General features: G+C 62.5%; 5 protein-coding genes. All 5 read right to left on the bottom strand.

What is annotated here, in order from left to right:
* Positions 1–30: 30 nt before the first annotated feature.
* A complete protein-coding gene (locus LOY35_RS13115; protein WP_258633068.1) occupies positions 31–7,617 on the bottom strand; it encodes an Ig-like domain-containing protein in 7,587 nt (2,528 codons plus the stop codon).
* A gap of 513 nt (positions 7,618–8,130) precedes the next feature.
* Positions 8,131–9,000, bottom strand: coding sequence for a GyrI-like domain-containing protein (locus LOY35_RS13120; RefSeq protein WP_258633070.1), 870 nt, complete (start codon positions 8,998–9,000; stop codon positions 8,131–8,133).
* Between the two features lie 180 nt (positions 9,001–9,180).
* A complete protein-coding gene (locus tag LOY35_RS13125) occupies positions 9,181–10,128 on the bottom strand; it encodes a YiiG family protein (protein ID WP_258633072.1) in 948 nt (315 codons plus the stop codon).
* Positions 10,125–11,792 carry a J domain-containing protein gene (locus LOY35_RS13130; protein WP_258633074.1) on the bottom strand — a complete coding sequence of 556 codons (1,668 nt, stop codon included), beginning with the start codon at positions 11,790–11,792 and terminating at the stop codon, positions 10,125–10,127. The genes LOY35_RS13125 and LOY35_RS13130 overlap by 4 nt, the downstream gene beginning before the upstream one ends.
* Positions 11,789–13,495, bottom strand: a complete 1,707-nt coding sequence (locus LOY35_RS13135; RefSeq protein WP_258633076.1) for a molecular chaperone HscC — start codon at positions 13,493–13,495, stop codon at positions 11,789–11,791. The genes LOY35_RS13130 and LOY35_RS13135 overlap by 4 nt, the downstream gene beginning before the upstream one ends.
* Positions 13,496–13,650: the final 155 nt, after the last annotated feature.

The following is a 13,650-nucleotide window of genomic DNA, read 5'->3' on the forward strand; positions in this document are numbered from 1 at the left end:
ACCGTTTTTATCAAGACAAAAAGAAATGGTTCAGCCTTTGCGCTGTGGTGCGGGCGGGCGGTTGCTTTCATTGAACAAGTGGGGTTGGCGCTGCGTCGCAGCCTTGTTCACCTGGTCACTGAACGAGACCGCGGCCTGGGGCCCGGAGGTGGGCTGAAGGCCTGCCGCGGGAGCTTCGTTGGCACGCGGTGCCCATGTGTTGAAGTCATCGAACAGACTGTCGCCACCGGTGAAGTACTCGCTGTCCTTGAACCTGAGCGATGGTTCCAGGTAGTCGACGGCTCTTTGCGAGTCCTGCACTGCCTGCGTGACATGCAGGTCAGGTACGAAACCGAGCCCCAGGCCAATCGACTCCGATTGTATTTGCCCGCTGATCGCCGTGTTGTAGCTGGACAGGAGCGGATCGAGTCGGTCGCTGGCCTGAGCCTGGGAGTCAATCACCGGAAGGGTGACGAACAGTCCGGGCACCATCGAGCGCTGGATACTCAACAGGTCCAGATGCCAGTCCGGATAGACGTGACGCTCGACGTCTCCCGGTAGTCGGGATTGATCGGCTGTCACCTCGGAGGCCGGCGGCGGTGGCAACACCGAGGGGTCGATGCGTAACCTCAATTGCGCGCTGGAGAAACCGCCATGATCATCGGTTATCCGGTAGGTGATCGTCGGTACCGTGCCAGTGAAGTTGTTGTCCGGCACGAACTGGTAGGTGCCGTCGAGCGCCAGCGTGAACGTTCCGACGCCGGCAATCCCCACGTTGCTGCCTGTCGCATGGGTACCGGCTACCCCATTGATACTGAAGTCGATCACGTGAATCGCGTCGTGCTCCGGATCGCTGTCGTTGCCGAGCACGCTGCCGTTGACAGGGTCGCCTTGAAGCCCGGTCCGCACGCCGTCGTCGATCGCCACGGGGGGCTCGTTGATGTGAATGCGCACCTGGGCGGTGCCGCTGCCGCCGTGGTTGTCGATGATCACGTAGGTAATGGTCACATCACCGGTGACACCCGCTGTCGGCGTGAAGTTCAGGGTGCCATCAGGGTTGATCGAGACGCTGCCGTCCGCGCTTTCGGCGTGGGTGACGGTCAGTGGGTCGCCATTCGGACTGCTGTCGTTACCCAGCACATTGATGGACTGGAGCGGTGTGTCGCGATCCGTGAGCAAGACGCCGTCGTCGGTGGCGGTCGGCTTGGAGTTGACGCTGATCGTCAGGTCGGCGCTGTCGGAGCCGCCGACGCCGTCGCTGAGGGTGTAGGTCACGGTGGGCACGTTGCCGAAATGGCTGGCGAGCGGGGTGAACAGGTAGCTGCCATCGGCATTCATGGTCAGCGTACCGACACCACTGATGGTCGCGCTGTCGCCAGGGTTGAAGCTGCCGGAAACCCCGGCGACAGTGAAGCCGCTGACGCTGAGGGGGTTGCCTTCCGGGTCGGAGTCATTGGGCAGTACATTGCCGCTGGCCGGATGGCCTTGCTGGACGGTTTGCAGGCCATCATCCACCGCAACGGGCGGCGCGTTGACGCGGATGGTCAGGTCGGCGCTGTCACTGCCGCCCACGCCATCGCTGATGCTATAGGTCAGCACCGGTACGTCGCCGTGATAGGTCGAGGTTGGCGTGAACAGGTAGCTGCCGTCGGCGTTGAGGATCAAGGTACCCACGCCCGTGATGGTCGCGGTGTCGCCAGGGTTGAAACTGCCGGAAACCCCGGCGATGGTGAATCCGCTGACACTGAGGGCATTGCCTTCCGGGTCGGTGTCGTTGGGCAGCACGTTGCCGCTGGCCGGATTGCCCTGCTGGACGGTTTGCAGGCCGTCATCCACCGCAACGGGCGGCGCGTTGACACGGATGGTCAGGTCGGCGCTGTCGCTGCCGCCTGTGCCATCGCTGATGCTGTAGGTCACCACCGGCACGTCGCCGTGATAGGTCGAGGTTGGCGTAAACAGATAGCTGCCATCGGCATTCACGGTCAGCGTACCGACGCCGCTGATGGTCGCGGTGTCGCCAGGGTTGAAGCTGCCGGAAACCCCGGCGACGCTGAATTCGCTGACGCTGAGGGGATTGCTTTCCGGGTCGGTGTCATTGGGCAGTACATTGCCACTGGCCGGATTGCCCTGCTGGACGGTTTGCAGGCCATCGTCCGTGGCGACCGGTGCGGTATTGAGGTGGATGGTGATCGACTGGGTCGCGGTTTTCTGCCCTTCGGCGCCTTGGTCCTGGCCAGTGCCGGCAGTGCCGCTGTCGGTGGTGTTCGGGTTCTGGTCATCCAGGACGAAGTCGACTTGCACATCGGCGCTGGGAGACGTCGAAGGATCGGTGTTGCTGTAGGTGACGGCGCCCATGACCCTGCCGATCACCGCGTTGTCGGCATTGCCATTGAAGGTGATCTGCAAGCTGCCCGAGCCATTGCTGAGGGTGCCGACGGTCACGCCGTCGACGATCAGGTCGCTGCCGTTGCTCTGGACACCTACCGCATCATTGCTGGTGTCACTGTCGAAAAGACCGAAGACGTCATTGGCATTGCTGGCGCCGTGACGGGCGATGGTCAAGGTCGCGCCCATCCATTTGTCCGGGCTCAAGTCCAGCTCGGGATCATGGACCGTCACGTTGCCATCGCTGTCCAGGCGGATAGGACCACCCCCCTTGGTCGTGGTCTGGACGGTGCTCAGTCCCGAGGCGTCCGGCGTGTCGTTGACAGGGGTCACTGTCACATTGATCGTACGGGTCGTGACCAGTTGGGCGCTGCTGGAATCTGCGTAGTCGTAGTCGCCCGGGTTCTGGCTGGCATCATTGGTATCGCCGCTCAAGACACCGGAACGCTGACCGATGCTTCCACCGTCGTTGACCGTGACCGTCACAGTGAAGCTGCCGGTGTAGTCGGCCGCTGCCGGAGCGCTCGCGGCGGTCGGATAAGTGATGGTCAAGGCTTGCAGGCGCGCATTGACCTGGGCTTGGGTGGCCCCGGTGATGGTGATCGTATCGCTGCCCAGGCCGCCAAGGGTACCGCCGCTACCACCCACACCGGAAATGACGCCCTGGCTGACATGGACAGTGGCAGAGAAGGTGTTGGCGCCGTTGGCATCCGGGTCGCTGATCGAAAACCCACCCACGGCGCCGGTCAGGTTCAGGGTCGCCGAGCCTTCCTTGACCGTGACGTCCCCTGCGGTGATGACGGTCGGGTCGTTGATGCTGGACACGAACAGGTTGCGCGTGTTGCTCGCCACGTTGAGCGCCAGCGCAGGCAGCGCCGCATAGGGATCGATAGTGGTGGTGGGCGCGCCGACAACCGTGGCCCCCGATGGATTCAAGCCGCCGTTGGCCAGGCCGCCAGGGTCCAGCGTGCCGGTCGCCACGTCACGGACGCGATCGTCGGCGATCACCTGCACCTTGTAGCTGGTGTCGGTGTTGGCCAGGCTGCCACTGAGCGTGACTTGCAGCCCTGCGAGGTAGGCGTTCACATTGCCCCGGCTGCCACGGATGACCAAGGCATTGCCCGCACCGGATTGAGTGTCATCGATCTCGAAGGTCGTATGGTCTTCGGTCGGTGAGCTGGTTGAATCGATAACGATGCCGGCATACGTCGCCTGGCTCAATGGAACGCCGCTGGCGTTGGTCAGACGGACCGTGACCTGGATGAAGTCCTGCTCCGGTGAAGCCGTTTCACCCGCGGGCGCGGTGATACCACCGCCATCGACATAATCCGGATCGGCGACCGAGAAGCCCGGCACTGCCACCGCAACGCCCCCTTGGCCGACGGCCAGGTTGCCGCTGCCTGCCGCCACGGTTGGCGCATCGTTGGTGGCTTGCAAGGTGATAGCGAGTTCACTTGTCTGAGACACAGGTGCAACGCTGCCGCTGCCCGTGTCACCGCCAATGGCGGCGGCGCCTTCGTCAATCCGTACGCTGAGCGTTACATCGCCCGCCGCCACGCCGTTGGCGTCATGGTTGGCATTGCTCGCGCTGGTATAGGTCAAGCCGTTGGTTAGGTCGTTGAGCAGCGTCTGGATATCGTCGGCGCGTCCGACCAGCGTCACGCTGGCGCTGTTATCCGCGCTGATGCTGACGGTACGACCGGAGGCCAGGGTGATGGAGGTCTGCGTGCCGGTGCCGGCAATGCCCAATATCCCTCGACCCGCTGGAACGCTGACCGTGACGGAGACCGGAACATCGAGCGCAGTGGATTCGGTGTCTTGCACCGTGATGCCACTGATGGGGGTTCGCCGGTCTTCGTTGATCTGCTGGCTGGCCGGGATCGTTACGGCAGGGGCGTCATTGAGGGTCGAGACGCGAATCAACACGCTGGCCTGGGCGAGGTTCAGATCAGTGTTGGCGACCGTATCGGTATAGCCGTTGAACTCTACGGAGGAGATCGGCTGACCGCTGCCGCCCGGGGTTGCCGCCTGGTTCAGGGTACCGCCATTGGCGCCGGTCGTCAGGTTGCCACCGGCGTCACGCAACCGGTCATCGACGATGACCTGGATGCGGTATTGATGATCTTCGTTGCTGGGATCATTGACACTGGCGGAGAGGGTAGCCAATGCCGCATTGACTTCGGCACGGGTGCCACGCAGTACCAGATAGTCGCCATTGCCGTCTTTGTCACCATCGCGAGTCGCGCCACCGCCGAGACCGACTGAAAGCGTGACGCCGGCATAGTTGCCCGCCGTAAAGGCCGTGCCGTCGGCCTGGGTCAGGCGCACGATGACTTGTACCGAATCAGGCGTGTCGGAGCTGCCGCCGAGATCGTCGGTATCGGCCACCACGAAGCCACCGACCGGGTTGTTGCTGGCGGTCGTACTGTCGAGGTTGATGGCGCTGCCCGGGGCGGTCACCGAGGGCTTGTCGTTGGTGGGCAGGATCTCGATGTTGTAGGTCGAGGCCGTGGCGGCGGCGTCCTGGGCAAATGAGCCGTTGTCATTCGCGCTGAAGTCGCCGTCACTGACGATATAGGAGAACGAGTCGGTACTGGTTTCGCTACCGTTGTGCTGATAGGTGACGCGACCGGCATCGAGGTCGGCCTGGGTAAAGACCGAGCCAAGCCCCAGCACGCCGCCATTGAGTATCAGATTGCCGTTCTGTGGAATCGCAGTGAGTCGGTACTGGCGCTGCAGGCTGGAGTTGTCGTCATCGCCGTAAAGCAGATGCGCACCGGCCACCGGGCCGTTCACGGCCCCTGAGCCATCGGCGTTGGCATAGCCGGTGGCGCCGCCGATGACGGCGGATTCACCTTCATGGATGGCGCCGGCTTCACCCGCGATCAGTTGGGATTTGGAACTCAGCGCGGGGGCGTCGTTGACCGGTGAAATGGTCACGGGTACGACCAGTGCCGCGCCGGTACTCGATTGATTGGTGCCGGCTCCGACGGCCACGCCCTGGTCGTCGACCGGGAGGACGGTGAAACTGTCGGTGAAATGTTCGCTGCCGTCATGGACATATTTGAGATCGCCCGCGGCGAGCTGCGCCCCGGTGATGATCTGGTTCAACGTGACGGTGACGCCGTTCAGGGTCAGCTCGCCGAACTGCGGCAATGAGGTGACTTGCAGCACCACATCGTTGGTCGTGGCGTACTGGGTGCCGCCGCTGGCATCGGCCTGACTGTCGGCGTCCGCGACCACGATATTGCCATGGGTGACGGTGACGGTGCCGCCTTCGGTGGTGAAGACCCGGTCATCGTTGACGGCGGTAGGCGTGTCGTTCTTCGGAACGATGTTGAGGCTGAAGTTTTCGGTCGCGGTGGTCAGCGTGCCGTCGGAGACAGAGAACTGGAAGCTGTCGACGAAGTGTTCATTACCACTGTGCCGGAACGTGACAAGGCCACTGTCCACGTCCGCCTGAGTGAAGGTGCCGAAGGCGCCGATCGCGACACCATTGACCAGTAGTGTGCCGCTGCCTGGTGTGACAAGGACCCGGTAGGTCAGCCCGTCGGCCGCGGTAAAATCGTCGCTGGCGCTCAGATCGGCGGAGGTGAGGGTGTAAGTAGCCGCTTCATCCAGTGTCGCGGTTTTGTCGCCGGCGACGACGGGCGCGGTATTGGATGGCGGATCGGCTGGGATCGCGCCAGGCAAGGTCGCCGGTTCGGGCGGTACGTTGACGCTGAAGGTATTGACCGTCAGCGCACTGTTGGCGGTGTCGGTGTCGTAGATGCCGCCGTCCCGCGCGCTTGGATACAGGCGAACGCCACCGTCCTTGACGGTGAAGCTGATGCTGTCGGTGCGCGCCGAACCGGTATAGGCACGAACGTGGTACACGACGTTGCCGGCGTTGACATCGGCTTGGGTAAATTTTGACCCAACCACCAGCAAGCCGCCGTTCAGAGTGAAATACCCGACGTTCTTGTCGGGCACGGCAGTGAGCGTATAGGTCAGGCTGGAGGTGAAGGAGTCGCTGTCGGTGACCTGCAACATGCCGCTGGTGACGACGCGTGTCGTTTCCCCCGGGTCCAGGTTCTGGGCAATGCTGTGGTCCAGCACTGGATCGTCGTTGTTCGGCAGGATGGTCAGGTTGACGGTCAGCGTCGATGTCTTCGGAGTAAGCGTGCCGCCGCCGTCGTCGGTGACCTTGAGGTTGAAGCTGTCAGTGGTGCCCGTTGCGCTGGGCTCGCTGCCGTCGTGACTGTAGGTCAGTTTGCTCAGGTCGCTGATGACGAACGTGGTGTTGGTAATCGCAACACCGTCATAGAACAGCGTGCCATGGGTGGGCAAGGTGTCCAGCGTATAGCTGTAGTCGACACCGGGGGCCTGGTCCGGATCGTCGATCTGGATCGCGCCGCGCGGGGTGCCGATCGGTGTGACCAGGTTGCCGTTGTCGGTCAGGCTGACGCTCTGCTCACCTTCTATGATGGTGATGGTGCCGCTTGACGTCGGTGCCTGATCGACCGGATTGATGTGAATCTGCACGATCTGGTCGCGCAACACGCCACCGGCACCGTCATCGATGGTCACGGTAAAGGTGTCCGTGAGGCCGGCGGGGTCCGTGACCTGGTTGCCGTTATGGCGATAGCTCAGGTTGGCGATCTGGTCGATGGAAAAACTCGATCCGACCCCCAGCTCCTTGCCATTGAGCAGTAGGGTACCGTCACTGGCCAATGCCGTGAGCTTGACGATGACCTGTTGCTGCACGTTATCGACGTCGTTCAGGCCCAGGTTGCTCTGGACGAACCCCTTGCCATCGGCGGAGTCGGAGGCCGCCGAGAAGTTCGCGGTGCCACCCTCGTCGACTTGCAGTGCCGGACCGCTGCCGCTGATCACTGGCGTATCGTTGACGGGGGTTATGTTGATGCTGATGGTCTTGCTGGTGATGTTGCTGCCGTCGTCGCTCGTGAGGGTAAACGAGGCGCCGCCATTGAAGTCCTGGTCGCCGGTAAACGACATACCGTTCAGGGCCGCATTGATGTCCGCCAGAGAGCCGCTGAAACTGACCGTCGCACCACCGTTGCCGGTCAACCCGGTGAGACCGTTGGTGGCAGCCAGGTTCAACGTACCGTGGCTGGCATTCAGGGTGATGTGCTGAGTGGCACTGTCGTCGCTGACACTGACCCCGCTGATCGCTACGTGGGTATCCTCCGCACCGCTGCGTGGCACGATCGCGTTATCGGCGATGACGGCCGCCGCACCGTCAAAAAGCATCCGCTGTTCGAGAGCAAACAGCCTGTTACGTGACACGGAGGCCGCATCTGTACGGGATTGGGTGCTTTTCATTGGTTCGTCCCTGGATTTTTTATTTTATGGTTTATGCGGCACGAACGGAGCCGCTGCCAGGTCGGGCCGCAAGTGAGAACCTTGGGCCACAACAGCATTTTTTTTCATCCATGGGGGGAGCGGGCTGAATCGGTGCCATCCCCTGCACCATCTGGCCATTAGAACGCCAGTACCTTGAGCCCGAAGAGGGTTATACCGTGATTGCATGAAGCTATCAATGGCGTTCTGACCGATTGAGCATCGGTCTGCTGAATGCTTTACGCACAACCCGTTGGTTCGCGAAGCGGCCCCTTGTAATCCCGATCAAGCAGGCATGCTGACATGCCTGGCTCCAGGGCTGCTTCGCAATCCAGCGGGGCAACGGCTCGATAAAAATCCCCTCGCTACAAGGGGCGTCGACCGCTTTACTTTCTCCTGTTTGAGGTCGCTGCTCGGCAATCCCTACCGCAACGGCACATAAATATCCGTTTCCCACTGGTCCTTCGGTGTCTCCGGATACACGCTCAGGTAGTGAAAGAACAGCGGCTGGTCACGAAGCTCCTCCGCGCTGTTCGGAAGCCAGTCGCGGTAGATCGGGTAGATGCTCTCGCTGATGAGGTCGGTCGAGCCCACGTGTCGCACCACGGCGCAGCGGCCGCCGGCGATGAGGGTTTCCCGTACGCCGAAGGTATTCGGCGTGACGGCCTGGTGTATCTCACCGCAAATGGCAAAGCGAAACGCCTCCGGCGGTGTGGTATCGGGGTTGCTGAAGGGAATGCCGAAAGTACGACTCGATGCCACGGGCGATTGTCCGCTCTGCATGCGCCACTGGATGAAATGGCGCACGCTTTCATCGAGAAGCTGTGCCGGGCCGCGATGTTCGAGCGCGGCGACCCTGACTTCGGGAAAGTCCACGATATGTAGTTGCATGATGACGCTCCTGGAAAAGTGGGGGACTTCGAACGCCGCATTCCAGACCTGCCAGCTCGGTTGCTGCCTGAATGTACTCGGCGCCACGCCGAACGCCCGCCTGAAAGCCCTGCTGAATGCCTCGGGGCTTTCGAAACCGGCATCGAGGGCTGCCTCCAGCACCGCATAATCCGCACGCGATGCCAGCCGATTGGCCGCCTGCCGCAGACGCATCAGTTGCACGTACCGTGCGACAGGCAAACCCATGTATGCAGTGAACTGTCGATGGAAGTGAAACGCCGAGAAGTTCGCCACTTGGCTCAGCGTATTCACCGACAGCTCACCTTCGAGGTTGGCGTCGATGTAGGCGAGTACGGTGTTGAATCGCTTTATGTAGGCGGCATTGGTCGATTTGGCGGGCACCGGGCACAGGCTCCTGGAAGGACGTTGGGTGACAGGATCGGTTATGCCGATAGGTGTTCGCCTAGCCGTATTTGCTCAAGGTCGCGAGCACTGTCGTGGCGTGGATGCTTGCTCCCGCTGGGCTGCGCGGCAGCCCTGAAAACAAGGGGTTGCTTCGCACTGGAGCGCCAACCCCGTCAATCAATACTGTTTCGCTACCAAGTTGTACAGCGACTGCAACTCGTCGTAACCGGCCCGGGCGGCCGCCAGGTCCTGATTCAGCTCTGCCGCATCGGCTCCGGAGACCCAGTGTTGTTGCAGGCGATTGAGGGCGGCCAGCCATTGCTCGGCCGTCAGACTGATCTGGCTCCAGACGGGCTGGCCGTCATTGGCTGAACGCAGGCGCGGCCGTGCCTTTACGAAGGCATCGGCGTCCGACCAGCTGTTTGCCAGGGATCGATGCAGGCTGGACAACTGTTGCGGAGTCAGTGAAGCGCCGTTGGCCATTGCGTCGAGGGCATTGATGGTCTGGCGGGCATGGATCATGAAGCGCAGCGTGTACCAATGCTGGTCGTGTCCCAGGCGCTCTTCGATGGATGCCAGTTGTTCTTGGCGAACGAGTATCTGCGGCTGCTCCAGGGCTTGGCGCAAAGGTATCGCCTGGTCGCGTGCGTCCTGCAACCGCAGGTTCAGGGCGCGCTCGATGGGTTCGAAGGGAGGCCGGTCTGGCACCCGAGTCGCAAGCCATCGTTCAGCAGCCTCGGCGCTCGGTCGAAGGTTGTCATACGCCCCAAGGTAGTTTTTGGCCAGGTATTGCAAACTACCGGGGTCGCCGCCGCCGAACCATCGATAGCATGGCGATGGTTGCGCTCCCTGAGGGGGAATGACATCGCCCGAACCCATGCCGAAGCCGGCAAAGCCCCTCCAGGGCTCATTATTTTTCTGGGATTGAGCAACGAGGCTGTGGTAAACGCTGTAGCGCTGCTCCAGCAGGTCCGCGCCGTCCACCAGGCAAGTATTTATTTGCTGGACTGCCTGCCAGCGCAAACGGGTGCCATAGTCGATATGCACCGGGTCTATCTGTTTGACCAGCCAGCTCAGGCCCAACGACACGAGCACGGCGGTTGCGAACGCTCGGCTGCTGATCATGGCTGGCCCGCCTTGGCCGCGTTGGGCGCGTGCCACTGGTCGGCGGACAACTGGGACGGGCAGGGGGAGGCCGTGTGCTGGCGGGCGGCGCAGGTTCGCTGCGGCCAGGCCTGCAGGCCTTCATTCGCGGCGAGGGGGGCGTTGCCGGCCAGAACATTGCCCAGCAGAAGCAGGGGGACAAGGACGCCGAGAAGGAACCCGATCAGGATGCCTGCAGGCACCCGCTCATAGACTCGGGAAAGAAAGGACGCGCAACATTCGGAGAACGCTTTTCCGCTCAGGGCCGCCAATACCGTGAGACTGCTGAAGTACGCGGCTGCCCCGAGAATCCCGCCGGCCAGGTAGATGACGCCGCCCAGCAACCCGACCCAGAGGCTCTCGCGGATCGGCAGCGGGGTGGGACGTCGCAAGCTCAGCCAGCGGCCGAAGTGTGCATGAAGCTTTCGGTCCAGGCGCCAGGCGATACGGCTCAGCGGTTTGCAGACTGTGTGGAGTCCCCAGGCGATGATGCCGAGCGACAGCGTGCGAAGGAGCATGTCGACCACACTGGCATAGAACGAGCCACCCAGGCGATATTCCAGGAACCAACTCATACAGGCGGACGTGCTGAGAATCGCCAGCGGCACGGCCAGGACCGGTGGTCGCCGACGCAGCGGTCGCCAGTTGTCCGGTGCCAGTTGCGGCATCTGGTACAGCAATTGTGAGTAGCGAAGCTCAACGGTGCGATATAACGCTTCGCAAGCCTGCCAATCGGCATCGCTGAAGGTCAGGCTCAAGCGTATCCGGGCGTCTTCGTCGGCGACTCCAAACAGCATGCGCGCCGCTTGAGACTCGCTGCTGTCGAAGAGCTGAGTGAGCCGACCCTGTTGTTGGAGAAACGTGTGGCAGTGGCTGCGAGCCAGGAGTTGACTCCACCACGGCTCGGGGCAGGGGCTATGGTGCCCGTACTGCTTCCAGCCCTGCTGCGCACAAATGGCGTCGAACAGCGGTTCCGACCAGCCCGGTGCTTGCAGGAGTGCGATGGCCAGGCTCTGGTTCAACCATTGGCGCGCATCCAGCCCTTGTAGCCATGGGCTGGCAGCCAGTTCCCGGGCCAATTCAATGAAGCGTCCGGTGTCGGCGCAAGCTGCATTCAGGCGGGTCTCGGCCCATTCCATGAGCTTGCCGCGCAGCTGTTCCAGGGCGGCACGGGACAGGCCCTCGTGTTGCCAAGGCGTCAGCCAGTGCAAGTGCCCGATGGCGGCCTCGGCGAGAGCGTAGTTGTCTTCGTCGATCAGGCAATGCTGCAGCAGGCCGTGTTCGAATTCCCGCGCACATCCGTAAAGGCGTGCCTGGGCCAGGCGGTCCGCGAGGTTGGTCGCCGTGATCGCTTCCAGGCATTGCTCAGCCAGGCGCTGGGCTGGGGAGGGGCCTTGTGATTCCTGCGGCTGAGACAGCAACTGCGCAAGCGGTAAGTCAATGGGCGCAGACGGTGGCTCGACGAGCACTTCCTCCTGCTGTCGCCATTCACTCCACTCCAACGCCTGTTCATAAGCCTCACGCAGCCGCTGGAAGCCCTCGGGGTCTTCGTCAGGCCGATGGCGTTTGAGCAGGCTTGCATACTGACGCTTGACGCTACGCTTGTCGGCATCCTCCGGCAGACCCAATATTTCCCAACAGCTCATCGCCAGACATCCTGCTCCAATGCTTCGAGCTGCTCGGCGATCTGCATCCGCAGGGCGCGGATATCGTGCAGGTCCTGGGTGTCGAGCATCTGCGCGAAACGCGTGGCCAGGTCGTCGACCCGATGGCGCAACTCGCCGCGGCTTTCCTGGTAAAGGCGTTCAAGCCGGGCGATCAACAAGGTGTTCGGCTGTTCGTCACGGGGATGGACCTTCAACGACTCCAGGGCCTTGAGACGCAGGGCGATCTCTTCCTCGTCGAGCACCCCGGCGTTGTTGGCGATCACCAGATTACGCCGTTCCCCGGTCTGGACGATCAGTGCATCGGCTTCCAGCAGGCCGTTGGTGTCATAAGTGAAACGCACGTCGATGCTCACTTCGCCCGCCGGCATGGGTGGCACGGGTATTTCCAGTTCACCGAGCAGAATGTTTTCGCTGACCTGGCGGCTTTCGCCCTGATAGACCTTCAGCAGGACGACCTTCTGCTGGTCACGCAGGGTCACCACACGCTTGACCTTGCTCACCGGCACCACGCAGTTGCGCTCGATGATTGGCAGGTAGTGGCCGGTTTCGAGTTTGTTGCCGTACTCGACCGAAATCTCGATACCCATCGAATATGGGCAGACATCCGTGAGCACCACTTCTTCGAGCGCCGCATCGCGGCTTTTCAGCCCAGCCTGCACGGCGGCGCCCAAAGCCACGGCCTCGTCGGGGTTGAGCTGGATCGACGGGAAACGTCCGAACAGGCTGGCCGTCAGTTTTCGCACCAGCGGCATGCGGGTGGTGCCTCCCACCAACAAGACTTCGTCCAGTTCGCTGGCGCGGATACGTGCATCGCGCAAGGCCGTTTCGATGGGGGCGCGAAGTCGGGCGAACAGCGGGGCGTAAAGCTCTGCCATTGCCGCCTGGGTGTATTCATGGCGCCATTCGCGATCACCCTGGCGAACCGAGAACGTGGCGCTCGGCTCGTGCCCCAGGGCTTTGCGCACGCGTTCGGCTTCACGGCGCAGGCGGCCGAACAGCTGCGCGTCGTCCATTGGCACCGGGCCCGCGTCGGAGCCAGCCTGGGTGGCCACGAAAGCCTGGAGCAGCAACGTGTCGAAGTCTTCCCCGCCGAGGTAGTTGTCGCCGGCACTGGCCCGTACCTCCATCACACCTTCGAACAGCTCCAGGATGGACACGTCGAAGGTCCCGCCGCCGAGGTCGAACACCAGGAACGTGCTGGCATTGTCGCGCTGGTGCAGTCCATAGGCGAGGGCGGCGGCGGTGGGTTCGTTGATGAGTCGTTCGACCTTGAATCCGGCCAGCTCACCGGCGATGCGCGTGGCTTTGCGCTGGGCATCGTTGAAGTAGGCCGGGACACTGATGACGGCTTCCTCGACCGGCTCGCCGAAATGCCGCTCGGCATCTTCGCGCAGGCTGCGCAGGACCATGGCCGACAGCTCCTCGGCGCGGAACTGGCGATTGCCGAGGGTAGTGAGGCGGGCGCTGCCCATGTAGCGCTTGAACAGCGAGGTCGTGACCTGTGGATGGGTTTGCAAGCGTTCCAGCGCCGCGCGGCCGACCATCATCCGGCCTTCGTCGTCCAGGCCTACCACGCTGGGGGTCAGCCACTCGCCAAGTGCATTGGGTACCAGCTGTGCGGCGCCATCGCGCCATGCCGCGATCAGGCTATGGGTGGTGCCCAGGTCAATGCCGACAATCATATCCGTCAACTCTCCTTAGTCGTTGCTGTGCGATGGCGTTGCGTGCGAGCCGGCTAGCGTATCAGACCTGTAACGGTGAAATGGTGGAAACCTGTGGGGGAGGCTTACCTGATGTCAGCCAAGCCAAAAGCCTGTGGGAGCGAGCCAGCTCGCGA

Source organism: Pseudomonas sp. B21-028, from assembly GCF_024749045.1.
Classification (GTDB): domain Bacteria; phylum Pseudomonadota; class Gammaproteobacteria; order Pseudomonadales; family Pseudomonadaceae; genus Aquipseudomonas.